Genomic DNA, 25287 nt, shown 5'->3' on the forward strand with positions numbered 1-25287 from the left:
ACCGCACCTATCCTCATGCGGAGATTTTTTTCGTGGCCCCAAACTTTTGATTTTTTCAAGAGAAATCAAGTTTTTCAAAGCCTCGACGGCAAATTCCTTCGACGAAACAAGGCCGATCGGTCGGTCAGCCGCAGATTTCGAGCATTTATTTTCCAACGGGCTCCAGACGGTCGCTTTCGAAAAATTGTCGCGAAATTCGGGGGGGGGGGAGGGTGCCATGACATCTAAGGGGGCAGCATGAACCGCATCGGCTCGAAAGGTGAAGCGCCGACCAAGGATGAGCTTCGCATCGAATACTGGCCGATCGAGCGATTGATCCCTTCGGCCCGCAACGCTCGAACCCACAGCGCGTCTCAAATCGCTGAGATCGCGGGCAGCATTCGGGCATTCGGATTCACAAACCCGCTGCTGGTCGGCGAAAGCGCGGACGTTGTAGCCGGTCACGGCCGGCTTGCCGCGGCGCGGCTCCTAGGCTTGACCGAGGTGCCGGTCATACCTCTTCGAGGACTGAACGAAGGCGAGCGTCGGATGCTCATGCTTGCCGACAATCGCATCGCGCTGAATGCCGGGTGGGATCTCGAAATGCTCAAACTCGAGCTGACGGATCTCGGCAATCTTGGCGCGGATTTGAAACTCCTCGGTTTCAACGAACAAGAACTTATTAGAGCCTTGGGCGGATCGACGGGATTGGTTCCCGAGGACGCCATGCCAGAACTATCCGAGGAGGCGATTTCTAAGTCCGGCGATATCTGGTTGCTGGGATCCCATCGCGTCGGCTGCGGCGATAGTACAGACGGTGCCTTCGTGTCCGCCGTCATGGGCGATGGCTTGCCAGACCTGATGGTCACCGACCCACCCTACGGCGTCGAATACGATCCCGCATGGCGGCACAGGCGCGGCGTCAATAATTCCGCCAAAAAAGACAAAATCCAAAACGACGAAATTGCAGATTGGGCGCCGGCCTGGAATTTGTTTCCGGGCCAAATTGCCTATGTCTGGCATGGAGCCCTGCGTTCAACGGTCGTCGCGGAAAGCCTCTTCAAGTCGGGTTTCACCATCCGTGCCCAGATCATTTGGGCAAAGGAGCGGCTCGTCATGAGCCAGGGAGACTATCACTGGCAGCACGAGCCTTGTTGGTACGCGGTCCGAAAGCACGGCAATTGGACGGGTGACCGAAAGCAAACATCACTCTGGAGCATACCGAGCAACGGTCAGGATGCTGAGACGAAGCACGCGACCCAAAAGCCGGTCGAATGCATGCGGCGACCGATGTTGAACAATTCGAGCCCGGGCCAGACGGTGTATGAGCCGTTCCTGGGCAGCGGCACGACGTTGATCGCTGCCCAATCCTGCAATCGTGTCTGCCTGGCGATCGAGATCAAACCCGCTTTTGTCGACCTCGCCATCCGCCGGTGGCAGGCATTCACCGGCGAAAAGGCCATACGCGAAAGTGACGGCGTAAATTTCGATACTCTGTGCTCAAGCGCCGATCTCGAGAAGGTTGATGCTTTTTCTTCACTCGATCAGACCTTCTGATGCGCGGCCGCCGTCCGAAACCAACAAGGATCAAGGCTTTGACAGGGAACCCCGGCAAGCGCCCGCTAAATCCTCGCGAGCCCAGACCCGCGCCGGCAATGCCGGAATGCCCTCCCGAACTCAGCCCAGCGGCCCAACGCGAGTGGGCGCGTCTTGCGCACGAACTCGCAAAACTCGGTCTGATCACGAATCTAGACCGTGGAGCACTCGCCACATATTGCGGTGCCTACGGCATGTGGGCCGAAGCGATGGAGCAAATCCAGAAATACGGGACCATGGTCAAATCGCCAACCGGCTTTCCGATACAATCGCCCTATCTTTCGATCGCCAACCGGCAGGCGGAGATCATGATGCGGATCGCGTCCGAGTTTGGTTTCACGCCCGCAAGCCGCAGTCGAATCTCGGCGCCTCCTCCGGAGCAGCTTCCACTGTTTGAAACAGGCGAGCCCGAGAGCCTCGAAGGCTGAGAGTAGAACCCCCTCACGCAAATTCGTAACCGGGTAGGCCAGCGAAGTCTCTTCGAGGGGCTGGTGTCGGGCCGATGTTGCTGGTTGCTCACGACGGCATCCGCGCCTACGATCCGACGAGATTGGGACGGACCGCCGAATGCCGAGAGTTTTCCTGATTGACACGGATACCGCGTCCGACGACGCCATCGCCCTTGCCATGGCGATGCGCGCCGCCGATGTCCGCGTCGCGGCGATTTCGACCGTTGCCGGCAACGTCGAGGTGCGCCAAGCGGCGAATAATGCGCTCTATGTCGCCGAGCTCTGTGGTGTCAGTATTCCCGTCTATGTCGGCGCCGCCCAGCCACTGCGGCGCCCCAATGCATATGCCCATTGGTTTCATGGATCGGACGGGCTTGGCGATCACGGTTATCGACCGAGCAAATCGTCCCCCGAACAGAAAGGCGCCATTGACGCCATTATCGAAACGGCTTTTTCCAATCCTGGACTGACCCTGGTCTGCCTCGGTCCATTGACGAATATCGCGCTCGCGCTGGGCCGTCGGCCGGAATTGACCAGCCAGGTCAGCCGCTGCGTCATTATGGGAGGTGCCCTGAACGGGGGCAACGTCACGCCTGCAGCCGAATATAATATCTGGCTCGACCCGGATGCCGCACACATCGTTCTGCGCAGCGGTCTGCGGATTGAGCTTGTCACCTTGGATTTGTGCCTGGGCGATGCAATCGTGAATGCGCACGACATCGCGCAATTGAACTCACTGCCAGGACCCTTTGGGTCGTTCGCTGTCACTTGCAGCAGCAGGGCGCGCGAAGTTCAACGCGAACGAAGCGGAGCCGATGGTCTGTCTTTGGCGGATCCTCTCGCGATGGCGATTGCTCTCGATCCGTCGCTCGTCACGCGCTGGAGCGAACACTATGTCGAAGTCGAGACTGAGAGTGAACTGACCCGCGGAGAGACAGTTGTCGATCGCCGCGACATAGCTCGCAGCGAACATATTCGACAGGCTTGGGCTCAAGCGATCGGCGGGTCCAAGACGAAGATCGGCCGCACCATCGACGTCAAAAAATGGAAGCAGGCTTTGTTGCGATCCCTCAGCCCATGAGACGGGGTGCCGCAACGCGTCGACGAGCAGCGTGTTCAATTCTGTTGGCGGAAGCTGTTGGAGGATTTTAATGCCTCAGGAGCCGAGTACGACGACGAGCGCGACATTCCTCAAGGGATTTGGCGAACTGGGGGGAGACTGGATCGATGCGATCTGGGAGCCAGGTCGCGCCAATCCCGGTCTATTGACGCATATTCAAATCGGTGCGGACGAAAACGGCATTCGTATCTGGGGAACGTCGTATTCGGCCAAGGCTGTCCTGGGTGACGGCAGCCTCGATCCGGTCGGCGACTTTGTAAGCAAGCATGTTGCTGTGCTCGCCGGACGTGATGGATTTTCGTACCAGTACACCGGACTTGAGTATCGAAAATCAGGAAAGCACGAACCACACAGTGGCGTAGGCTTTTATGAGTTTCGAAAGGGTCACGGTGAACGTCAGAGCTTTGACGGATCGTTTTTGGTTCACGAGGAGAAGATCAGTCGGTATGTCGAAGGCGAGAGAATTGAACTTGCCAAAACGGGCACGATCGACGAGTCCGCGCGACCCCTGCTGAGAAATTTTTTGAACAAAAAAAGGATCGAGCCGCCTTTTGAGAAACACGAGGACGCGCTTCGACGTCACGTCGGGCCAGAATTCTCGGAGTTCATCTCAAATTATGAAGCCAAAAATCCCTTCGCCGCAGCATTCCTGTTGAGGAGAATGCTTGAAAGATTGTTGTATCTTGCGTTCGAAAAACACAGTTTGACTCATTTGATCAGGAAGACGTCATCGGACCCGAATTCGCGTCTCAAGGGGTTGGAAGAGATCATTGCAATCGCAAACGGCCCTATCTTGAGTGGAAATCCGATTTTACGCCGCCGAACGTCGGACGAGTTTAAAGGGGCCAAGTTTCTAGGGGACATGGCGGCCCACCATCCCCTGGGATCGGTTATTACTATGACGGGGGTCAACAGTTCGATACCGCCCGCGGAGGTAGCCTATGGAGAGCTGCTGGCAAAGATCATCTAACGCCGCAAGACGCCTGCGCAAATGGGAGCACTCACGATATTTGATCGGGCTACGGGCATTTATGGAACGACCCCTTCTGAAGCAAGGCGGCCGGTCCCAATGTCCAATGAGGAGCTTCCTAGTCAGCGGAAACGAGCCTCGTGGCTCCGCACAGACCTAGTCACATTGGTAGCTGGGACAGCGGAGGCAGCCTGATCAGTTTGTGGTCCAAATGGCCCCTAACTCGTTGTGCTATCAAGCAGAAAATGACCAGTTTGAAATGGCCTGCCGCGGTATTGGCGAGCAGCATATTGGCGGGCATAATGTTTTATGGCCAATGAAGAGCGAAGAGAGATGTCGTCGTCTTTCAAACTAGCCGAAGGAGACGCCGACCTCAACTTAGGACGTCAGAGAAACTCAACCAATGAACCTTCGACAGATCGAGACGTTCGAAGCTGTGATGAGGTGCGGTACAGCATCGCGAGCAGCGGAGGTGTTAGGTGTAACACAGCCTGCGGTCAGTCGAACCCTCGGCGAGCTTGAACAGTCGATCGGTTTTCCGCTGTTTGCGAGGATTCGTAAACGGCTGATTGCGACACCTGAGGCTCGCTCGCTTTACGAAGTAGTCAAATCCGCCTTTGACGGCATTGATGTAATTCGCGGGGCCGCTGCTCGAATTCGCGATCAAGGGTCAGGAGAAGTTCGCGTCGCGTCCCTTTCTGCGGTTGGCCACTCGCTTATGCCAAAGGCAATCGCAATATTCCAAAAGAGACATCCGAGCACTCGGATTACTTTGCTGGTGCTGCCGTCGCGCGACGTGCGCGATCTTATTGCTTCCGGTGAATTTGACTTGGGCTTGGCAGCAGACCTGATTGATACGACCAACGTCGTTCACGAGACTTTTTTGGCGCGTGACGCGCTCTGCGTTCTTCCGGCCGGCCATGAGCTATCCTCCAAGGCGGTCATCGCACCAATGGATTTGGATGGCGTGCCCTTCATTGCATATCTGCCAGAGGATCGTTTCAGGCAAAGGGTCGACGCAGTTCTAACAGCTGCTGGAGCGGTCCCGAAAATTGCCGTCGAAACGGCTCTTGCTCCCACGGCACTCGCATTGGTTTCGGCAGGGGTCGGTGCGACATTAGCCAGTCCCCATGCTATTAGCGGATTCGACCAGTCAAAAATTGTGGTGAGGCCATTTCGACCGGGTGTGGAAGCCCGGGTCTTGCTTCTCTTGCCTTCCGACCGGCCGAAGTCGCAGTTGGTGCGCGACTTTATCGATGCATTGATGGCCGCTCGTTAGCGGCTCCGGTGGCCATTGCGGACGACGAGTGCTACGATTGCTTTCAATAATGAATCCGAATTCGGTGTTGGCAGCAGGCAGCAATGAGCGCAAACGATAACAAGCTCGTTCTGATCGTTGACGATGATCCATCAGTGAGAGCCGGACTGACTGACCTGCTCCAATCGATGGACATCCCCGTCAGAACCTTTGTCACAGCGGCGGAGTTACTTGAAAGCAACTTGCCGGACGTAGCTGCTTGTCTCATCCTCGATATCAGATTGCCAGGGATCAACGGCCTCGAGTTTCAGGATACCTTGATCAGAAAAGATATCCGCATTCCGATCGTCTTCATGACGGGGCATGGTGACATTCCGATGTCCGTGAAAGCGATGAAAGCCGGAGCCGTCGACTTTCTTGTTAAACCCTTTCGTGAACAGGACATGCTTGATGCCGTGGCCCGATCGCTCGAGAGGGACGGTAAACGCCGTGAAAGTGAGAAGTCGGTATCGGAGTTTCGAAAACGTTTCGATCTGTTGACGCCGCGTGAACGAGAGGTTCTGTCGCTTGTGACGTCGGGCTTGATGAACAAGCAGATAGCGCATCAGCTAGAAATCAGAGAGATTACCGTAAAGGTCCATCGCGGGCGCGTAATGGAAAAGATGGGGGCTCACTCCTTTGCGGAGCTCGTCAAAATGGCCGAAGCCATCGGGGTCGGGCGCGCGACATAGTCGCATGTACACCTTAGTATAATATTTAAATCTTGAGCTTCCGGATTGATTCAAAAGGCGACGGCCGCATCGAGCACGTTCGCTCTTTGCTGAGGACAAGCCTTTGAGCACAGTCCCGTTGATCTCAATTGTAGATGATGACGAATCCGTTCGCGCCGGACTAAGTGATTTTATCACGTCGATCGGATACACGGCGCATACCTTCGAGTCCGCGGAAGACTTCCTCGACTCGGCGCAACTCGACAGTATTTGGTGTGTAATTGCCGACGTTTGTTTGGAGGCGATGAACGGCGTTCAGCTCCAGCATTATTTGCGTGAGCAGGGTCACCGAGTGCCGTTCATATTCATTACGGCCATACCCGACGATAACATGCGCAAACGTGCGCTCGATGACGGGGCCATCTGCTTTCTGGTAAAGCCTTTGGATGGCGATCTTCTGATCAATTGCCTCGGCACGGCGATCAAACGTCGTCAAGCGTAATCCAACCACCTCACATCAATCGCGTGGAAGTATTGACTGGGCTCCGAGGCAGCGGGCGGATCCGTCTGTACGCCTCGACGACTCTGTCGTTCGACAATCCGAGGTTTCGCATGCTGCTTCGGAGATACGAACCCGTTAGACCTAAGTATGCTGTTTTACGCCTAACTCGGAAACCTAAGGAGAATTGAGGGATCGTAACCATCCCATATCGTGTGGACACAAGGGAGGGGAGGTCAGCGCAAGCGCGATGACCTGATCTCAACCGCAAGGCCGCGGCAGGGCGCTGACTTCCTGCCCTGGGACGACATAACGAGGGGTCGACACGATGACATATGATGCCGTCTCGTTTGGTTGTTTTCGATTGTCGATGGCAGAGAGGTCCCTGGAGGCCGCCGGCATGCCGCTCAAACTCAGTGCACGAGCTCTTGATATTCTTATCGTTCTCGTCGAGCGAGCCGGAGAGGTCGTTGGGAAGAAGGACCTCATGGCGCGGGTCTGGCCAGATGTCACGGTCGAGGAAGCAAGCCTGCGTTTTCATATCGCGGCCCTGCGCAAAGCGCTCGGCGACGGCGAGAATGGCGCTCGATACGTCATTACTTTACCAGGGCGCGGTTATTGCTTCGTTTCGCCGGTCTCCCAGGCTCCATCGGACCGGAACGTTCCAAAAGGCGAGATGCCGGCACGATTGGAGAGGTTACCTGCTCGGCTGCCGCGGATGATCGGCCGCGAGGAAGTCATAGAGTGCATCTCAGAGCGCCTGCAAAAGGATCGATTTGTCAGCATCGTCGGGCCAGGGGGAATCGGTAAGACGACGGTGGCCATCGCGATCGTACATAAGTTGGCGGAGCTTTCTGAAAGAGATGCGTATTTTTTTGATCTTGGACCGTTGAGTGATGCTCGGCTCGTACCAAGTGCGGTCGCATCGGCGCTTGGGATCATGGTGCAATCCGAAGACCCAACTCCGGCGCTGATAAGATATCTTCGCGATAAGCGCGCGCTGCTCGTGCTGGACAGTTGTGAGCACGTGGTCGGAGCCACGGCGGTGCTAGCTGAGGGCATTTTTCGAGAGGCACATGACGTTTACATCCTTGCGACCAGTCGGGAACCTCTGCGCGTTGAAGGCGAACACATCTGTCAGCTGCCGCCATTGGCAAGCCCGCCCGAGGAACCAAATCTGACGGCCGAACAAATACTCGCCTTTCCTGCGGCCCAGCTCTTTGTCGAAAGGATTGCCGCTGGTGGTCGGGCTGTCGGGCTCAGCGACGCTGACGCGCCAGTCGTCGGTGAAATCTGCCGTAGGCTGGACGGAATAGCGCTCGCAATTGAGCTCGCAGCCAGCCGTGTGAATGCCTATGGCATCCGCGAGACGGCCGAACTTCTCAATCAGCGGTTCAGCCTTCTATGGCAGGGCCGGCGAACGGCGCTGCTCCGGCATCAGACCCTGAGTGCAACGCTTGACTGGAGCTATCAACTACTCTCGGAGCTTGAGACGATCGTCCTGCGCCGGCTCTCGATATTTGTGGGCATTTTCACCTTGGAAGCCGCCCGATCTGTTGCAGCCGCAAATGATATCGAAGAGAGGGATATCGTCCTGGCACTGGAAAGCCTTGTCTCCAAGTCGCTGGTAGCCACGAACAACGACGAGCTGGCGCCGCAATTTCGGCTGTTGGACACGACGCGCGCCTACGTTCATGAAAAGCTTATTGGTTCAGGCGAGGCGGGCGATGTAGCCCGACGTCACGCCGGCTACTATCTGCGGCTTCTGGAGAAATGTTCTTCAGCGGCGCCCGAAGCGTCTGATTCAAGAGGTAAGCATGCAGCGGCCAAGCACCTGGCAAACATACGCGCGGCCTTAGCGTGGAGCTTTTCCGACTGCGGTGACGGTGAGTTGGCCAGTTCGCTCGTAGCAGCATCGGCTGGCCTGTTCCTACAGCTGTCTTTGCTGACGGAATGTCATCGCTGGACAGCGCAGGCGATCACGACGCTGGACGAATCAACTCGTGGAACCGGGCGCGAACTGGAGTTGCAAGCGGCGCACGGGCTTTCCCTGATGTTTACCAGAGGCAACATCGAGGAAGCCTATCTCGCGCTTGCGAAAGGTCTCGAAATTGCAGAGACAATCGGCGATTTGCACAACCAGTTGCAGCTATTGGGAAGGTTGCATATTTTTCATGAAAGAATAGGAGATTTTCGCAAGGCGAACGGTTTCGCGCTACGGGGTGAGGCCGTGGCGCGTCAGCTCGCCGATCCGATCGCGATCGCTGAGGCGCACTCGGCGCTCGGCATTTCCTGCCATCTCGAAGGTAGGATCATCAATGCTCGCACCCACCTCGAAGCGGCGATCGCGGAGGTGCCGGATTCACAGCGTATCAATACGTTCCATTTTGGGTTCGACTACCGCAATCGGGCCCGGATCGCTCTTGCTCGCAATCTTTGGCTCGAAGGTCATGCAGCTAGCGCGGTCATGGTCGCCCGTCAGACCGTCTGCGAAGCAGAAACCTTCGATCATCCGGTAACGCTCTGCATCGCGCTCATCTGGGCGGTCTCGGTTCATCTTTGGATTGGCGACCTCGATAGCGCAGAGGAGTGCATAAATCGTTTCATCGTGCAGGCAAACCGGCACTCGTTGGCTCCCTATCAGGCCGCTGGTGAAGGGGTAAAAGGAGAACTGTTGGTCAAGCGGGGTGACCCTGAAGGGGGAGTGCGCATGTTGCGCCGAGCCTTGGAAAAGCTCCATGCCCTTCGCTACGAGCTACTGACCACTACCTTCAGTGCCACGCTGGCCGAGGGGCTGGCGGCGGCGGGGGAAATCAAATCGGCGCTTGAAGTTGCCGACGATGCAATCGTTTTCGTCGAACGCAATGGCGATCTCTTCTATAAACCCGAGCTGCTCCGCATCAGGGGAGCGGTGCTAGCCGCATCAGACACAACCCAGGCCGAAGATTATTTTAGGCGATCGCTCGAACTGGCTCGCGAGCAATCGGCACTGGCCTGGGAACTGCGCTCAACGATTGATATCGCAAAAATATGGTCCGCGCAGGCCCGACGAAATGAGGCTCGGGTCTTGCTCGCTGCTGTATACGACAGGTTTGTAGAAGGCGCGGGCACCGTTGATTATGAACTTGCAGGAAAGTTGCTGAAGGAGCTTGTCCACTTGCCCGCGAGCGGAGAGCAGAATTCGAGGAGATTGCCTGTAACTTCTTCAAAAAGAGCAGCGAATCGTGCCTTAGGCATCAACTAAAGCGAACGTTGCTGACGTCAATGGAAACCATAAGCGGAGTGAGAGGGCGGCGATCCGGTCCCCGTCCATAGATCCGGCGACATGTCGGAAAGTTGATGCCGTCTGCCTGTACGTAGTCAAACATAAGATGAACTGCGTCGAATCCCGTGGCGATATCGAGATGGTAGTCGTGACGACGAAGCAGCAGATCTTCACCGAAGAAGAAGTCCTGTTCCGCACGAAAAGTTGTGATGCTGTCGGGAAAGCGTGCGCGAAGCACCCGCCAGATTTCGCCGCTTTCATTCCACGGATCGATCTCCCAAACATCAACGTCCGGCATTGTAAGGACGAACGGAACATTGAGGCAGGTCCATAGCGCGTAGCCCTCGAAATATCCAAGGTCTAGCGGATCCCATGGCAACACTCCGTTATGCCGGACAAAAATTGCGCGTGGATTATGGCGGTCATCTACGACGGTATCGTCGCCGGCCGAGATCGTTACTCGATCCGGGCTGAAATCACATTGCCAGTCAGGATCGCCGAACGGCTTCAGCCTCACCCGTTCTTCATGGAGCCATACCGTGACCTGCCGGGGGTGTTCGTCCTGCGCAAGTCCCTTGATGCCCCGCAGTGCGCTGTCGGTGACCGTCGTCGCTTCAAGCCTGCTGAGGCATCGCCATCGATCGAGCCCGCCGTGGGCTTTGATGATTTCCAAGAGGAGTTCGTTCACCGCCTGACTCCTTTCATTGCCCGCCGCGTTCTTTCAAGTCGAATGCTATTGAAGCTCTCCGTGTCCATCACAGCCAGATTAGAACGATCAAAATCCCCGTGGTAATTTCTAATCCAGACTTCCGCGTAAAGCGCGACAAACGCTGCAAGCACTTGTTATGAGTTGTAAGTGACCGCAACGAGGGCCAGCCCCACCAACTTGGCGAATGCCTGAACAAGAGTCGGAGGCAGTGGTTAAAGCCCGCGCTTTTGCAACATTTGTTAAAACCACGCTAGATTTCTGAAATGCCAGCCTCGGCGACTTTGCTAGTCAATACGGCGAGCTTATCCTATTCGGCTCAAGCGCCGAGCACAGGCCCTCCCCAAGGGTATCCCCTGACTTGGCCCGATAACCGCAAGGTTATTGGGCCTTTTCCATTAAAGCGTGCCGCTCTCGTCGGCGACTGGCAGATTGCGTTTCCTTTTGGTTGACACTGGGAGCGCGAGGTCGATCAGCCTCTCCAACTCTCATTCTTGCTTACGAAGCAGCGGAGCGGAGTCGGCGTGCGAATCGTACAATCGGTTCGCGTTGAGCTTTCCTAATCTTCCCCCGTAAACGAAGTGGAAGCGTCCACGACGCATCTTTTTGGAGAGAGATCAATGTCAGACAATATCAACCGTAATCGGCGAAACTTCTTCGGCGTCGCGGCGGGAACGCTCGCCGCTGCCCAGTTCGGTCTAAGCAGCTCGGTGTTGGCGCAACCCAGCAAGCTAAGACTGGCAAGCCTCCAAAATATCAAGCCGGGAACGAATACCTCGTTCGCTCCGCTGAAGAAGGTCAATGCTGGCCTCTTGAATGTCGGATATGCCGAAGCCGGACCTGCCGATGGCCCTGTCGTCATCCTTCTGCACGGTTGGCCGTATGATATCTACAGCTTTGTCGACGTCGCTCCGCTGCTGGCTTCGGAAGGCTATCGGGTGATTGTCCCATATCTGCGTGGCTACGGTACGACGCGCTTTCTTTCGACGGAGACGTTCCGAAACGGCCAACCGTCCGCTGTCGCTGTCGATATCATTGCGCTGATGGATGCCCTCAAGATCGAGACGGCGACCCTCGCCGGATTTGATTGGGGAGCGCGAACGGCCGATATTATTGCAGCGCTCTGGCCGGAGCGCTGTAAGTCGCTGGTCTCGGTAAGTGGCTATCTCATCGGGAGCCAGGAATCCGGCAAGGCTCCGTTGCCGCCAAAAGCGGAACTCGAGTGGTGGTACCAGTTTTATTTCGCCACCGAGCGTGGACGGGAGGGTTACGACAAATATCGGCGCGATTTCTCGAAACTCATCTGGCAGCTAGCATCCCCGAAATGGGACTTCAGCGATGCCACGTTTGATCGAACCGCGGCCGCCTTCGATAATCCTGATCACGTCGCAATCGTCATCCACAACTACCGTTGGCGAATCGATCTTGCGAAGGGCGAGGCAAGGTACGATACTTTTGAAAGAAAACTTGCCGAAGCTCCCATCATTACCGTGCCGACCATCACGATGGAAGGTGATGCCAACGGTGCGCCACATCCGGAGCCAAGCGCCTACGCCAAGAAGTTCTCGGGCAGATACGAACACCGGCTGATCAAGGGCGGAATTGGTCACAACCTGCCTCAGGAAGCTCCAAAGGCTTTTGCCGAGGCCATCGTTGATGTCGCCTCAGGAAGAAGCTGATCGACAGGTAACTTTGCGCGTGCCCCGCGGGTCGGAGAAACCGGCTCGCGGGGCACCGGTGGCGATTTTGATTTAATTGCGCCGTGGTGACGGCCCATGTTGAATCCAGGGGAATCCGGCGTTGGACCAAAGGCGATCCAGCGCGAAGCGTCAGTTCTCACTTACATCGACGGATTTCAAGACGCCGCTATCATCCAGTGCTTGCTGGATATGCACCGTCTCCGCGGCGTAGCCGCCAGCGGTGACTGCTGGCGGCTGAGCGAACTGAGGGAGGGGGCCGCGCGGATGCAGCCTCCTTCACCGTGCGGCGATCGCCTCGATTTCCACGAGATACCCACCCGCTAGTTGCGGCACCGTTACCATGGATCGTGTGGGCAGGTGGGCCCCAAAGGCATCGGCGTAGACCTTGTTGAACTGCGGCGAATGTTCGAGCCCTACAACGAAGGCCGTCACCTTGAGGATGCGATCCGGTGCAGAACCGCCGGCGCGCACAATCGCGAACACGTTGGCGAGAGCCTGCTTCACTTGGGTATCAAAGTCTTTGTCTTTTAAGCCCGTACCATCCGGCTTTATCGGAAGTTGGCCCGATACGAAGATGAGGCCTGGTTCCGCGAGGCCTTGAACATAGGGCCCGGTTGGCGATGGTGCATCCTTTGTCGATATGACGGTCACTTGATGATCTTGCATATTCACTCTCCATTGGGGTCCGGAAACAACATCCGACCCGCCGTTTCGAAAGAATTGAAGAGGCGGCCTGAGGTCGACGTTTCCACGCGATAGTGTGGTCGCTCATCGAGCGGCAGTCTTGAATCAGAATGATGCGATTGAATGTTTCAGACACAGAGCCAGGCAGCGATCGCGATAATCTCAATCCAAAGACAGCATAAATGATCAAGAAGACGTTGAGGCATCTCGGCTATCGATGGAGGCGGGCGCAGCCGTCTGCAGGATTCAAACGATGGCATGTAGGCCAGTATTGAGGACGCCAAAATGTCCGAGACGATCGACAAGATGCCGAAGAAGACCACCATTCCTTGCCCGATACCAGCTTCGGAGTGGGATTACTGCCCGATCGGCGAACTTACGACCGCGTTGCAAGTTCGCAAGATCAGCGCGACTGAGCTTCTTGAACACACCATTGCGCGGATTGAGGTGCTCGACCAGCGCTTCAATGCTGTGGTTGTACGCGATTTCGATCGAGCGCGAGATGCTGCGAAGGCGGCAGATGCCGCCCTCGCTTGCGGCGTACGCAAACCACTGCTCGGTATCCCCATTACGCTGAAAGAGGCCTTCAACGTGGCCGGTTTGCCGACGACGTGGGGTTACCCTCAATTTTGGGATTTCGTACCGAAAAGGGACGCGCTCATCGTCTCGCGGCTGAAAGAGGCGGGCGCGGTCATTATTGGTAAAACCAACGTCCCGTTGGGGCTCGGAGATTTTCAGAGCTACAACGATATCTACGGCACGACCAATAACCCATGGGATGTTGGCCGGTCTCCCGGCGGATCATCGGGTGGGTCTGCCGCAGCGCTTGCGGCCGGCTTCGGTCCGCTTTCGATCGGATCGGATATCGGAGGGTCGCTGCGAGTGCCCGCGCATTTCTGCGGTATCTACGCGCACAAACCGACTTTCGATCTGGTTCCTCTTCGCGGATATAATCCGCCGTCTTCCCAACCTTTACCTGGGAGCGGCGACCTCGGCGTAGCAGGCCCGTTGGCGAGGTGCGCCTCCGACCTTTTGTTGGCGCTTAGCGTCATCGCTGGACCGGATGGAGCGCGTGAGGGGATCGGCTACCGGTTGGCGTTGCCTCCTTCACGCCACGACAGTCTTTCAAAATTTCGCGTTCTTGTTATCGATAGCCATCCGCTTATGCCGACAAGCTGTGTCGTCCGGGCGGCGATTTCGCGATTAGTGGAACGGATTGCGAGGTCAGGCGCCAGGGTCGCACACTCCAGCGCTTTGTTGCCCGATCTTGCGAAGTCGGCTGGGCTCTACATGAAGCTGCTGGCCGCAGCGAAAAGTTCAAGTTTGCCGCTGGATCGTTATGCAATGGTTGAAACTCAGGCCGCATCCATGACGAGAGTCGAACATAGCCTTCAGGCGGAGCGTATGCGCGGTACAATCATGAGCCATCGCGACTGGTTGATCTGCGACGCGAAGCGTCGTGATCTGCAACAGCAATGGCACTCATTGTTTCGCGAATGGGACGTCGTGGTCTACCCGTCTGCGGCAATTCCGGCCTTCAGGCACGATCATTCTGAACCAATCGAGGCCCGGCATCTTGATATCGACGGCCAAACGTATCCATTTCTTGATGTGTGCTTCACGTGGGCTGATCCTGCTTCCACGTGCGGTCTCCCTGCAACTGCGGTTCCGATTGATTACTCGTCTGAAGGTCTACCGATTGGCGTTCAGATCATCGGGCCCTATCTTGAGGATCTGACGACGATCAACTTCGCCCGGCTTCTCGAGCAGGAATTCGGCGGCTTCGTCCGGCCTCCAGGCGTGTAAATAACGTGTGCTAAACAGCTCGCACCTCGACCAGATTGTCAAAGTATGCACCGGACTGGCCAAGATTTGCATGGTGAGACGGTGTGGTGGAATTAACTCCTGTGCCGGTTCGGTTCAGCCCGGGCCAGTGTCCGACGTTCGTCACCAGCAATCCCGCCATGACGTCTTCGCTCACTTCCGCGCGCGCTTCGAATGAGCCACGATCGTTAAATACCGTCACATAGTCCCCGTGCCTGATTTGCCGAACAGCCGCATCTTTCGGATGGAGAACGATCGATTGCTCTCCTTGCCGGCGTTGCTGGGTAGACTCGTTGCCATACTGCGAATTCAGGAATCCGTGGGGCTTAGGTGTAACGAGACTAAGCGGATACTTTTCGGCCACGGCGCCACTTGCTTCGCGGCGCTCCCGCGACGGAATGTAGTTAGGAACGGGATCAACCGGCGTCCCGTGCTGCATTGCCTCGTAACCGGAGCGCCAGATCGAGACGACAAAGTCACCCTTAGCAGCCAAACTGGATTTGAATTCGCATTTTCCAGAAGTCGTCTTGAAGCCTCCGTTGGCATGGGGCGCTCGTTTGTCCGGGGCGCCGACGTTTAGCCGCATGAAACCCTTTTGCTTAAGAAGGTCGAGCGTGACGCCCTCCATCTGCGGCGAGTTCCAGTCATAGCAGCGCAAGAGCATCTTGTCGTAGCTCAGGCTCCAAAACTCGTCGTCGAATCCCATGGTTTTTGCCAGCCTGCGAAACATCTCAATGTTCGGCAGGCATTCGCCGGGCGGAAGAATGGCCGGCTGGTTGAGCATCAGGTAGAAATGCCCCCAGGTCAGCATGAGGTCGTATTGTTCGGCCTGCATCGTGGCTGGTAACAACAGATCGGCGTATTTCGCTGTATCGGTGACAAAGAGTTCACTCACTACCGTGAACAGATCTTCGCGTTCCAATCCTTTGATTAGTTTTCCGGCATTGGGGGCTTGAGACACCGGATTAGAGTTATAAACGAACAGTGACTTTAGTGGAGGATCGAGGTTCAGCTCTCCGGTAAGTGCTTCCCCCAGATCCAGCTCGTTGATTACCCGCGTGCCCGGCCTGATCCAGTCAGGTCGGCATAGGAAGTCAAGGTTGAGAGGAAACTCCCATATCGGCATTTCAACGGTTCCGCCACCAACATGACGCCAAGCGCCAACCAGCGCCGGCAGGCAGGTAATTGCCCGAATGGCGTCGCCCCCGCCGGTGGTGCGTTCAAGCGCGACGCCTTGGCGGATGGCGGATGGCTGAGTCGTCGCGTATTCGCGGGCTAGCTTTTGAATTTCGGCGGCCGGTATGCCTGTAATTTTTTCGACCCGCTCCAGAGGGAATTCGGCTGCGCGATGCTTTAGCTCATCGAAACCGATCGTGTATCGCTCAATATAATCATGGTCGACGAGGTTCTGGGTGATGATCACGTTCATCATTCCGAGCGCCAGCGCGGCGTCGGTGCCGGGTCTGATCGGTATGTGCCAGTCCGCTTGTTTGGCCGTGCGTGTACGTACCGGATCGATGACGACGACTTTTGCGCCCTTCTGTTTGGCCGCAAGAATGAACGGCCAAGCATGCAGGTTCGTGTTGAGCATATTCATCCCCCACACGATGATGTACTTCGCGTAAGGAAGGCTTTCGACATCCATGCCGCCAGTGGGACCAACCGTCATGATCCATGCGGTGGACGAACCCGACTCGCAATAAGTCTTTTCAGCGACACTACTGCCCAGGCGATTGAAAAACGCGTCGCCCGATGTTGGGCCGTTCAATGTACCTTGATGCCCCATATAAGCATGAGGCATGATTGCTTGCGGGCCCCATCGCGAAATGATCTGCGTCCACTGCTCCCTTATCTCGGCGAGAGCCTGCTCCCACGAAATGCGTTCAAATTGCCCGGATCCCTTGGGTCCGGTCCGCTTCATCGGATAGAGCAGACGCGACGGATTGTAGTGATGTTCGGCGAAATTTTTGAGCTTCACGCAAAGTCCACCGCGTGTCATCGGATGGTCAGGATCACCGGTGACCTCAACGAGCTTGCCATCCTCCACGTGGTACAAAAATGCGCAGGTATCTGGGCAATCCTGAGGGCAGGCGCCTCTGACAACGCGAGTTTCGCTGATGTGAACAGACATCGCTCTGTGTACCGCAGGTCCGCGCCTTTAGGCGGAGCAAGCAAACGCGTCGTGGCGGGCTTACCCCAGGTTGGGGGAGACTAAGCTGTGCTGCTGCGAGCGCACACACCCTGTATCATCTAGGCATTAACTATGCACGCCCGGTTATAAGTACTGGAACTTGGGGAATTCCGCTACCCGGAAGGCCAAGGTATCGCCAAGCCGTCAGTCTGAAATATCGGGAAATGCTCATCGCTTTTGGGTGTTCCGCGGTACGATGGACATGTTAGAGTTGATAGGCTGAGGGTTTTGGGACCCATTTTGATGAGTGGTGACGTTGAGCCCTCCGGGATCGGAGCCGAGGCGCTTAGGCGCGAGGCACTTTCAGCAAAAACTGAATACGCATGCGCCCTTACGATCGAGATGATTCCGGCGTTGGTCGCGGCTCTCTTGCCCGATGGTAGGCTAGAAATCGTGAATCGGGCATTTTCGGCCTACACTGGGCTGACGCCGGCGGAAAAAAACTTCATCTGGACGGCTGTCCTCCACCCTGACGACTGTCCCGAATTTCTCGAAGCGTGGCGGATCAGTTGCGAAGAAGGAGTGTCTTTGAAAGCGGAGGCCCGTTTTCGGAGATCTGACGGCGCCTATCGGTGGTTTTTGGTCAACGCCGAGGCGAGCCGAGACGATCGAGGAAACATCACGAGATGGCACGCGGTCTGCCTCGATATTGATGAGAGGAAGCGCGCCGAAGCTAAAGCGCGGCTCAAAGAGGGTCATGTTGCGGAAGCTCAGCGCCTGATCAAGGCGGGCAGCTTTGTCTGGAACATCTCAGATGGAGAGATATTCTGGTCGCAGGACACTGCGCTACTTCTCGGCCACGACATTGACACGAAGCCGACGCTAGCGCTGATCCTGAAATGCGTACACTCCGCGGATGCGGCTTTGGTCGAGCAATCTATTAGTCGTGCAGCGAAGACACACGAGGATTTTGATCTCGAATATCGTCTGACGACACGCGACAACTCCACCAAGCATATTCGATTGGTAGCGCAGGCGTTTGAGGACGAACATAGACGCCTGCTATTCAACTGCGCTGTGGTAGACGTCACGACCCAAAGTAAGCGTGAACAAGACTTGCGTCTGAACGAACAACGCTACCGCGAATTGTTCGATTGTATGCCGGTGGCGGTATTTGAGATCGATGCCGGGAAGGCGAATGAATTGCTCGAAGAGCTTCGAGAGCATGGCGTGACGGACATCGGAGATTACATCGACGAAAATCACAACTTCAAGCACCTCCTCGAGGAGGCTCATGTCATTAAGGATGTTAATAAAAGAGCGGCCGAATTATTTGGCGTTTACTCATCGCACGAGCTCGTCGGACTATCGACTGCACCGATTTTTGCCAAAAGTCCGACCGCCTCACGGCGGGCCATCGAAAGCCGCTTCCGTCGCGAGAGATCATTTCAAGAAGAGGTGAAGCTCGAAACATTCGACGGGAGGATCATCGACGCCTTGCTCACTGTCGCGAGGCCAGGCGAAGGCGATCGAACGCTCGTTGCTCTCGTTGACATATCGGAACGAGTCCGCGTTCAGGAACGGTTGCAACAGCTTCGGGCTGAATTCGCGCATGCTGCCCGAATTTCGGTGCTGGGAGAACTTGCAGCCTCGATTGCTCACGAGGTTAACCAGCCCATCACTGGAGCTGCCATGAGCGCGCGTGCTGGCCTGCGTTGGCTCGACAAGGAGCCAGCGGACGTCGCAAAGGCGCGAAATTCATTGGAGCGTATCATCGGAGATACCACCCGTGCTGCAGAGGTCATCCGCGGAATCCGTGCTCTCGCGAAAAAAGCAGGGCCACGAAACGACTGGCTTGACATCAATGAGGCTGTGCACGACGTCGTCACATTAACGCTGGCTGAGGCGGCCAATAACGACATTTCAGTCCAGACGAGGCTCGCTGATGATTTGCCAATGATCGAAGGCGATCGAGTCCAGCTCCAGCAGGTGATTCTCAACCTGGTGATGAACGCCATCGAAGCGATGAGCGGCGACGATGGGGGGCCACGAGAGTTGCTGATCAGTTCGGAGCTGTTAGACGCAAAGCGGATGATGGTCGCGGTCAAGGATTCAGGTCCGGGGCTCGATAAAGCTAACCCCGAATGCGTGTTCGATGCGTTCTATACCACCAAACCCAGCGGCCTCGGCATCGGCCTGTCGATCTGCCGTTCGATCGTTGAAGCGCATGGAGGACAGTTGTGGGCAGTTGCGGCTGAGCCGCGAGGGGCGATTTTCCAATTTTCCCTGGCGAGGGAAAAAGCTGCCTGAACGATTGCGCAGCCGGCATTTGTATTGGCCAGGTGCCGTCGAAATGATTTAAACTCGTCGGGGTATCCGAAGAATAAGACATGATCGATATTAAGGGTCTTGTGATCTGCCCATCGAGAAAAATACTCAGCCGAACGTGAACGTGTAAGCGCTTAAACCAGCCTTTGGGGCTGTCACGCGCAGCAAGTGTTCACCATTGATTCCGACATAGATCGGATAAAGCTGACTTCCCTGGATGGTCACCGACGGCTGAGGTGTGCCGTCGACGGTGATTGACAAGGTTTGTGGCACCAAACTGCCGGCTACCAGGTTAACTTTAGGCGCTCGAAACCGAAGCACAATCTCGTCGCCGTCCGTCGATGAAATGGCGGCATCCTTGCCCAGCTTCCAGTCGCCTGACAAGGCGAAGCGATTAAGCGGTAGTTGCTCGGGCGGCGTGTAGGATCGTTCTCCGGCATCGGAATTTTGGTACCCCACGATCGCATAGGTGTTCTTATCGGCGCCGAAATACATCTCAGGCGAGCCGATAACGCTCAGATCGGGATCGGGCGCACGGGTGAGGGGTAGATGTTCCCCGACAAGATTGGCAATCGCCTCTTCTAATTGTTTGTAGTTTCCTTCGCCGAATTGGGTTGTGACGATCGTGCCGGACTTGTCGATCAGGTATGCCGCCGGCCAGTACTGATTTCCGTAGGCCCGCCAGGTGCTGTATTGATTGTCCTGGCCGACGGGGTAAGTAATTCCGTAACGCTTGACCGCCGCCTCTACGTTGGTTGTCTGCTTCTCGAAAGCAAATTCCGGTGTATGAATGCCGACGACGATGAAACCTCTATCCTTATATTTTTCGTACCAGTTCGTCACATACGGTAACGTGCGCAGGCTGTTGATGCAGGAGTAGGTCCAGAACTGGACCAGCACCACTCTTCCCTTCAAGGCTGCCATCGTAAGGGGTGGGGAATTTAGCCAGGTAGAGATGCCGGCAAATTCAGGCGCCGGCTCGCGGTCGCTCGCGTTGCTTTGATCCCCGAAAAGAGCAGATGGGCCAAACTGCGTGGCAGCGAGAGCCAACACCATTGCGAGCACTGCCAAAGCGAAAATCTTGCGCATTTTCATGTTCCAATCTGCGGGGGCGTGAAGGTGCCGGCAAGCACGCGATACCGAGCATCCATAAATCTCATTCAAGCCACGACGGAAGAAGGCCAGTCAGACGAGGTTAATTGCGACTTCGATATTGCCCCGCGTAGCTTTGGAGTACGGACAGTTTTGGTGCGCTTCGTTCACCAAGCTTCCCGCGATATCAGGGTCAATGCCTGGCAGGCTGACGTTGAGGCGAGCCCGAAGCGAATAACCGCTGTCCCTGAGAAGCAAATCAACTTCGGCGTCGATTGCGAGGCTAGCGGGAAGCGAAATTGCCCGTTTGTGGGCTGCAAGGCCCAGCGCGCCTTCGAAGCAGGCAGACCAGCCGGCTGCGAACAGCTGCTCTGGATTGGTGCCGGGATGTGCGGTGCCAGGCGTCGAGAGTTTGACATCCAGATACCCATCGGAGCTGTGCGACGCACCTTCTCGTCCCCCGGTCGTGTGAACCTTCGCGGTGTATAATAGTTTCTCGGGCTGCGTTGTAGCGAACTGTTGGGTCATAGCGTTCTCATTTCAATTGTTGGAGCTAGCGTGCTGGATGACCCAGCTCGGGCGTAGAATATGCGGTGCGGCACCACCCCCATGCTTGGGCCGGGAATGGTGCCACCGCATAAAGAACAAGATCAGTTTCGCGTCCGCTGCAATCTCGGATGCCTAGCTGGGAGGGTTGAGGTTTGGATCTTCACCGCCCGGCCGCGACGGCGACCTTCCGCTGAAGCCAAAGTCCTCCTTGTTTCGTTCCTCTTCCGGCGTCAGTGGAGCGGCTTCGGTAGGCCCATTCAACTGATCGTATGCACGGCGAGCATGCGGATCTTGCGTGGTTGCTGACGTATCGTCCGCCTTGCGGGCTTGTTCGCCTGCCGTCGCCGACCCGGCAAACAACATCGTTCCGAGGATTAATAGAACTGTCTTTCGCATTGTGACCTCCGTTAGGTGGGTTCCCGGGCAAGGCAAATTCGCCTCACCATGAAGCGATCAGTATTCCGGGAGACAAAAGGTCGCTTGTAGAATCCGGTCGAAGTTTCACAAAATGGCTGCGGAAAAAGGAGTCTTTGCCTCGCAAACCAACAATTCAAGTTAGTTACGCGGTGACAGCTTCGCTTACCGCGAAGCTCGCAACCGTCGGACGTCAAAATTGCGGAGGCCATCAAAGGGTAGGATTAAATAGCGGCCTGCGCGGTGCCATCATGCTGTGGAATTGGACGAAACGGTCGGCGCACCGGCCGTTTCAAAAGTGCGACCGTTCAGGAAGCTGAAGAGTTCTTCAAAAAACTGGGGCATTCCGGGATCATTCTCGAGCGGGATGTGGTTCTTCCCCGGTAACGATACAAGTCTTGAACGCGATATCGCCGCTGCAAGTCTCCTGCTCTCATCAATCGGGACCATAAGATCATCGCGAATGTGCAGGATCAGGGTTGGCATCGAAACTTTCGACACGAGGTCGCGAATGTCGAAGTTGCTGACTGTTTCGAAATGTCGCGCGGCATTCTCTGCCGACAGGCTTCTCCGTTGCATCTCGTTGAATGCCTGCGCCTGTTCTTTCGTAGCCGTCGGCATTAGCTGCGAGGTCATCATTTGCCGGAAAGTAGGATCTTCGGAATTCCAACCGCATCGCATCAGCGTGGCGATAGCCCGGAAGCGATCAAGATCAGTTGGCGTCGTCGATGGCCTCTTGAATCGGCCGGTTGCGAACCCTCCGAACAAGACAAGGCGCGAGACGCGGTGTGGATTGCGCACCGCATAGGCAATCGAAACTGCGCAGCCCTGCGAAAACCCAAACAGAGGAAATCGGTCCAGGCCCGCAGCGTTCACGACCGCCTCCAGGTCGTTTACCCACGCGTCGAGCGATAACTCGCTGCTGTCCCAATCGGACAAACCGTTTCCCCGCGCATCATACCGGATGAGAGTGTTGTGCTTGGTCAAGCCGGCGAGCATGTGACGGTAGACTGGAAGTTCCCAATCAAGCTCGAGATGATTTATCCAATTCGCGGATTTGACCAGCGGCGGCCCATTGCCGGCTAAGGCGTAAGCCAATCGAACCCCGTCGTCCGATCGGCAATATTTAATCTGTTGCTGAAACTTTGCCGATGAAAAAGTCACAGCGGGTGGCAGACGGTCCTCCTTGTTAAGTTCGATAGCATAGACTTCGATCGGCCTCGCGATGTTCTTCAAGGACTGAATTCCCAAAGATCTAAAAGAAAGGTCAATCTTGCCCTCGATCTGCTCGAACACGACGCCTGAGATGCAGACTCCGCCGGGCTCTGCCATGCCCTCGAGTCTCGCGGCGATGTTGACGCCGTCGCCAAGCAGATCGGTGCCTCGAATGATAACGTCGCCGAGATGAACGCCCATGCGAAACCGCAGTGCGGCGTCTTCGCTTAACCCGGTAGCAGCTTCACTCAACCTCATCTGCACATTTACCGAACACTCTACGGCGTCAAAGATGCTTGCGAACTCGGCAAGCACGCTATCTCCTGCGGAGTTCGCGATGCGCCCACCATGTTGTGCAATGAGATCGTCCATCAGCCGGCGATACTCAGACAAGGTCTGCATGGTGCCGGTCTCGTTCGTGCTCATTAGGCGCGAATATCCCGCGACATCGGCTGCGACGATCGCCGCGAGCTTTCTGTGAATGCGATCCTTGCTCATTGTCATCTTTTGGTCACTCGGCTGCCACGACTTCACAGGCACGCCCTTCGGGCTCACCAATTTCAGCGGCCCCCATAGCCAGAGCGATCAGTGAAAGGGAGGTCGGAAGCGTCAGAGAGAGCAAACCAAATCGGTCCTCGCAGGCCGCTCCGAAGGCGCAACCAACGGTAAATCCGAAGACGGCCGGCCATGTTTTGGTGGCCCGCTCGGCAGCTTTTGCGGTCTGCTCGCGATCGGGTCGGAGGAATAACGTGCCTATATCCACGGAGAGGCGCACGACGTTGGTTGTCATTACCGCGGTCGCGGGTGCTCCCTTGAGCGATACCTGCACCAGGCCGTTTTGAACCGCCATCGCTGAGACGCCGAGCAAACCGCCAACAGTAACGATGCTCGCAGCTGTACTGGATCTTAGATGCTCGATGAGAGCGAGCGAAAGAAAGCTGGCCAGCAATATAAACTGCAACAGAAGCAGTGGCCGCAATGTGGTGTATTCTACGGCGTCCAATCCACTCGCTAGGAGCCGCGTCAGACCGAGTGCTATTACGAAGACTGGTAGCGAGAGCAGTACCGCGGGCTCTATTGGGGCGCCACCGACGAGGTGAGCCGCTAGTATGACCAGATTGCCAGTGACGTGCGCAGTGAACATTTGGCTCGGGCCAAGGAAGGAGATGACATCTAGGCTCCCCGCTATTAGGCCAAGAACGGCCGTTAGCAGTTGCAGGCGGAGCAGGGAGTTTGATGCCGTTATCCGGCTCTCAATGTGCTGGCGAGCCATGCGTCGGGCCATTTCACTAAGGCTATGCGCCAGCTAAGCCGTTGCCGGTCATTTTCTCCGGATTGACGATTTCATCGAAGCGCGCGGGGTCGATGAACTTGGTTTCGATTGCGGCCTGCCTAAGTGTCAGACCCTTGTCATTTGCTAGGTGGGCAATAGTGGAAGCCTTGTCGTAGCCGATTACCGGGGTCAAGGCGGTAACAAGCATGAGCGAGCGATCGAGCATGGTATCGATCTGCTTCCGATTGAGCTGTGTCCCCTCTACCGAGAAGCGCCGAAGTTTCTCGCAGGCGTCTCCGAGCACTCGCGCCGAATGCAGGAAGTTGTTGATGATGATTGGGCGCATCGCGTTTAGCTCGAAGTTTCCCTGGCTCCCGGCGAAGGCGACCGCGTTGTCTTCTCCGATTACCTGGATGCAAACCATCACCATGGCCTCGCATTGGGTCGGGTTGACCTTGCCTGGCATGATCGACGAGCCGGGCTCGTTTTCTGGCAATAAGAGTTCACCAAGACCGCAGCGCGGACCCGACGCCAACCAGCGCATATCGTTGGCGAATTTCATCAACGCTACCGCCAATCCGCGCAGTGCTGCCATTGCGGCAACCATCGCGTCAAGCGAACCCTGCGCCGCAAACTTGTTGGGCGCGGTAATGAACGGATACCCGGTGAGCCCGGAGATCTGGGCAGCGATCTCCTTGCTGAAGTTAGGTGGAGCGTTTAGGCCGGTGCCCACGGCTGTGCCACCGGCGGCCAGCTCAAACAGGCCAGACTCGGATGCCCGAACCCGGCCAATCGCGTCGCGCATTTGACGCGCATAACCCGACCATTCCTGCCCCACCGTGAGCGGCACTGCATCCTGAAGATGGGTTCGTCCGGTCTTGACGATGTTCATCCATTCGGTCGATTTGGCTTCGATCGCTGCTGTTAGCCTTTCAGCGTGGGGCAGTAACTTGGTTTCGAGCTCAAGCACCGCCGCGACATGCATCGCGCTGGGAAAGGTGTCGTTTGAGGATTGTCCCAAATTTACATCGTCGTTCGGATGCACCGGGGACTTGCTGCCGATGGCCCCGCCGAGAAGCTGGATTGCCCGATTCGATAGCACTTCATTGACGTTCATGTTGGACTGCGTGCCGGATCCCGTCTGCCACACGTAAAGCGGAAAGTGACCGTCGAGCTTGCCAGCGATGGCCTCATCGGCCGCGCGCGCAATGGCCTCGGCTTTCCACGGCGGTAACCGGCCCGCCGCCGCATTGACAAGCGCAGCGGCTTTTTTCACATAGCCATAAGCATGATAGACGGACTTGGGCATATGGTCGTTGCCGATCGAGAAGTGAATCAAGCTGCGCTGAGTTTGGGCTCCCCAGTAACGGTCGGCGGGCACGTCGACGGCGCCCATGGAGTCCGTCTCGCGCCGCTGGCCTTCGGCATCGATGCCAATCGGAATGTTGCGCAGTACTGGGGTCGGTTGGATATTCATGACATGGCGCTCCCTTAGGTCGGAAAGAAGCTGCCGCGACACGCGCCT

20 protein-coding genes are annotated in these 25287 nt (G+C 56.5%); 12 read left to right on the top strand and 8 right to left on the bottom strand.

The window, feature by feature from the left end; all coding sequences use genetic code 11:
* From ABSE61_RS28995 to ABSE61_RS29035, 9 genes are all read left to right on the top strand, one after another.
* The coding region (locus ABSE61_RS28995) for a hypothetical protein (protein WP_423874594.1) at positions 1 to 241 on the top strand (241 nt) is incomplete at its 5' end.
* Entirely contained in the window at positions 238 to 1536 is a 1299-nt protein-coding gene (locus ABSE61_RS29000; RefSeq protein WP_423874595.1) for a site-specific DNA-methyltransferase, read from the top strand. The genes ABSE61_RS28995 and ABSE61_RS29000, both read left to right, overlap by 4 nt.
* A gap of 38 nt (positions 1537 to 1574) precedes the next feature.
* The gene (locus ABSE61_RS29005; RefSeq protein ID WP_423874596.1) at positions 1575 to 2003 is read left to right on the top strand and encodes a phage terminase small subunit P27 family; all 429 of its coding nucleotides are present in this window, start codon (positions 1575 to 1577) and stop codon (positions 2001 to 2003) included.
* A gap of 139 nt (positions 2004 to 2142) precedes the next feature.
* Entirely contained in the window at positions 2143 to 3105 is a 963-nt protein-coding gene (locus ABSE61_RS29010) for a nucleoside hydrolase (protein WP_423874597.1), read from the top strand.
* 70 nt (positions 3106 to 3175) lie between these two features.
* A complete protein-coding gene (locus tag ABSE61_RS29015) occupies positions 3176 to 4114 on the top strand; it encodes a hypothetical protein (protein WP_423874598.1) in 939 nt (312 codons plus the stop codon).
* Between the two features lie 403 nt (positions 4115 to 4517).
* The gene (locus ABSE61_RS29020) at positions 4518 to 5393 is read left to right on the top strand and encodes a LysR substrate-binding domain-containing protein (protein ID WP_423874599.1); all 876 of its coding nucleotides are present in this window, start codon (positions 4518 to 4520) and stop codon (positions 5391 to 5393) included.
* Between the two features lie 83 nt (positions 5394 to 5476).
* Complete coding sequence (locus ABSE61_RS29025) at positions 5477 to 6103, top strand: response regulator transcription factor (protein ID WP_423874600.1); 627 nt, start codon at positions 5477 to 5479, stop codon at positions 6101 to 6103.
* A gap of 118 nt (positions 6104 to 6221) precedes the next feature.
* Positions 6222 to 6584: a response regulator transcription factor gene (locus ABSE61_RS29030; RefSeq protein WP_423874637.1), complete on the top strand. Its 363-nt coding sequence runs from the start codon at positions 6222 to 6224 to the stop codon at positions 6582 to 6584.
* 397 nt (positions 6585 to 6981) lie between these two features.
* Positions 6982 to 9825, top strand: a complete 2844-nt coding sequence (locus ABSE61_RS29035; RefSeq protein ID WP_423874601.1) for an ATP-binding protein — start codon at positions 6982 to 6984, stop codon at positions 9823 to 9825.
* On the opposite strand, the gene ABSE61_RS29040 is transcribed toward ABSE61_RS29035, so the two are convergent.
* Entirely contained in the window at positions 9818 to 10534 is a 717-nt protein-coding gene (locus ABSE61_RS29040) for a hypothetical protein (RefSeq protein WP_423874602.1), read from the bottom strand. The genes ABSE61_RS29035 and ABSE61_RS29040 overlap by 8 nt on opposite strands.
* 638 nt (positions 10535 to 11172) lie before the next feature.
* On the opposite strand from ABSE61_RS29040, the gene ABSE61_RS29045 reads away from it, so the two are divergent.
* The gene (locus ABSE61_RS29045) at positions 11173 to 12231 is read left to right on the top strand and encodes an alpha/beta fold hydrolase (protein ID WP_423874603.1); all 1059 of its coding nucleotides are present in this window, start codon (positions 11173 to 11175) and stop codon (positions 12229 to 12231) included.
* 297 nt (positions 12232 to 12528) lie between these two features.
* Here ABSE61_RS29045 and ABSE61_RS29050 read toward each other — a convergent pair whose 3' ends face one another.
* Positions 12529 to 12918: a RidA family protein gene (locus ABSE61_RS29050; RefSeq protein WP_423874604.1), complete on the bottom strand. Its 390-nt coding sequence runs from the start codon at positions 12916 to 12918 to the stop codon at positions 12529 to 12531.
* 324 nt (positions 12919 to 13242) lie between these two features.
* On the opposite strand from ABSE61_RS29050, the gene ABSE61_RS29055 reads away from it, so the two are divergent.
* A complete protein-coding gene (locus ABSE61_RS29055) occupies positions 13243 to 14742 on the top strand; it encodes an amidase (protein ID WP_423874605.1) in 1500 nt (499 codons plus the stop codon).
* A 10-nt stretch (positions 14743 to 14752) separates the two neighbouring features.
* On the opposite strand, the gene ABSE61_RS29060 is transcribed toward ABSE61_RS29055, so the two are convergent.
* Positions 14753 to 16891 (bottom strand): molybdopterin-containing oxidoreductase family protein, encoded by a 2139-nt coding sequence (locus ABSE61_RS29060; protein ID WP_423874606.1) that lies wholly within the window; start codon positions 16889 to 16891, stop codon positions 14753 to 14755.
* Between the two features lie 303 nt (positions 16892 to 17194).
* Here ABSE61_RS29060 and ABSE61_RS29065 point away from each other — a divergent pair, with 303 nt between their 5' ends.
* The gene (locus tag ABSE61_RS29065) at positions 17195 to 19201 is read left to right on the top strand and encodes a PAS domain-containing sensor histidine kinase (RefSeq protein ID WP_423874607.1); all 2007 of its coding nucleotides are present in this window, start codon (positions 17195 to 17197) and stop codon (positions 19199 to 19201) included.
* A 126-nt stretch (positions 19202 to 19327) separates the two neighbouring features.
* On the opposite strand, the gene ABSE61_RS29070 is transcribed toward ABSE61_RS29065, so the two are convergent.
* The 5 genes from ABSE61_RS29070 to fumC form a co-directional block, all read right to left on the bottom strand.
* A complete protein-coding gene (locus tag ABSE61_RS29070; RefSeq protein WP_423874608.1) occupies positions 19328 to 20308 on the bottom strand; it encodes a thioredoxin family protein in 981 nt (326 codons plus the stop codon).
* A gap of 96 nt (positions 20309 to 20404) precedes the next feature.
* Positions 20405 to 20839 (bottom strand): organic hydroperoxide resistance protein, encoded by a 435-nt coding sequence (locus tag ABSE61_RS29075; protein WP_423874609.1) that lies wholly within the window; start codon positions 20837 to 20839, stop codon positions 20405 to 20407.
* 684 nt (positions 20840 to 21523) lie between these two features.
* The gene (locus tag ABSE61_RS29080; RefSeq protein WP_423874610.1) at positions 21524 to 22987 is read right to left on the bottom strand and encodes an alpha/beta fold hydrolase; all 1464 of its coding nucleotides are present in this window, start codon (positions 22985 to 22987) and stop codon (positions 21524 to 21526) included.
* A gap of 13 nt (positions 22988 to 23000) precedes the next feature.
* Entirely contained in the window at positions 23001 to 23774 is a 774-nt protein-coding gene (locus ABSE61_RS29085; RefSeq protein WP_423874611.1) for a DUF1275 family protein, read from the bottom strand.
* A 10-nt stretch (positions 23775 to 23784) separates the two neighbouring features.
* Positions 23785 to 25239: a class II fumarate hydratase gene (gene fumC / locus ABSE61_RS29090; protein ID WP_423874612.1), complete on the bottom strand. Its 1455-nt coding sequence runs from the start codon at positions 25237 to 25239 to the stop codon at positions 23785 to 23787.
* Positions 25240 to 25287: the final 48 nt, after the last annotated feature.

This window comes from Bradyrhizobium sp., assembly GCF_049519115.1.
Taxonomy (GTDB): domain Bacteria; phylum Pseudomonadota; class Alphaproteobacteria; order Rhizobiales; family Xanthobacteraceae; genus Bradyrhizobium.

What these genes read in the sequence shown, in the direction of transcription:
- ABSE61_RS29000 (WP_423874595.1), top strand. Translation starts at nt 238, where the DNA reads ATGAACCGCATCGGCTCGAAAGGTGAAGCGCCGACCAAGGATGAGCTT.
- ABSE61_RS29010 (WP_423874597.1), top strand. Translation starts at nt 2,143, where the DNA reads ATGCCGAGAGTTTTCCTGATTGACACGGATACCGCGTCCGACGACGCC.
- ABSE61_RS29015 (WP_423874598.1), top strand. Translation starts at nt 3,176, where the DNA reads ATGCCTCAGGAGCCGAGTACGACGACGAGCGCGACATTCCTCAAGGGA.
- ABSE61_RS29020 (WP_423874599.1), top strand. Translation starts at nt 4,518, where the DNA reads ATGAACCTTCGACAGATCGAGACGTTCGAAGCTGTGATGAGGTGCGGT.
- ABSE61_RS29025 (WP_423874600.1), top strand. Translation starts at nt 5,477, where the DNA reads ATGAGCGCAAACGATAACAAGCTCGTTCTGATCGTTGACGATGATCCA.
- ABSE61_RS29035 (WP_423874601.1), top strand. Translation starts at nt 6,982, where the DNA reads ATGCCGCTCAAACTCAGTGCACGAGCTCTTGATATTCTTATCGTTCTC.
- ABSE61_RS29045 (WP_423874603.1), top strand. Translation starts at nt 11,173, where the DNA reads ATGTCAGACAATATCAACCGTAATCGGCGAAACTTCTTCGGCGTCGCG.
- ABSE61_RS29050 (WP_423874604.1), bottom strand. Translation starts at nt 12,918, where the DNA reads ATGCAAGATCATCAAGTGACCGTCATATCGACAAAGGATGCACCATCG.
- ABSE61_RS29055 (WP_423874605.1), top strand. Translation starts at nt 13,243, where the DNA reads ATGCCGAAGAAGACCACCATTCCTTGCCCGATACCAGCTTCGGAGTGG.
- ABSE61_RS29060 (WP_423874606.1), bottom strand. Translation starts at nt 16,891, where the DNA reads ATGTCTGTTCACATCAGCGAAACTCGCGTTGTCAGAGGCGCCTGCCCT.
- ABSE61_RS29065 (WP_423874607.1), top strand. Translation starts at nt 17,195, where the DNA reads ATGAGTGGTGACGTTGAGCCCTCCGGGATCGGAGCCGAGGCGCTTAGG.
- ABSE61_RS29070 (WP_423874608.1), bottom strand. Translation starts at nt 20,308, where the DNA reads ATGCGCAAGATTTTCGCTTTGGCAGTGCTCGCAATGGTGTTGGCTCTC.
- ABSE61_RS29075 (WP_423874609.1), bottom strand. Translation starts at nt 20,839, where the DNA reads ATGACCCAACAGTTCGCTACAACGCAGCCCGAGAAACTATTATACACC.
- ABSE61_RS29080 (WP_423874610.1), bottom strand. Translation starts at nt 22,987, where the DNA reads ATGAGCAAGGATCGCATTCACAGAAAGCTCGCGGCGATCGTCGCAGCC.
- ABSE61_RS29085 (WP_423874611.1), bottom strand. Translation starts at nt 23,774, where the DNA reads ATGGCCCGACGCATGGCTCGCCAGCACATTGAGAGCCGGATAACGGCA.
- fumC (WP_423874612.1), bottom strand. Translation starts at nt 25,239, where the DNA reads ATGAATATCCAACCGACCCCAGTACTGCGCAACATTCCGATTGGCATC.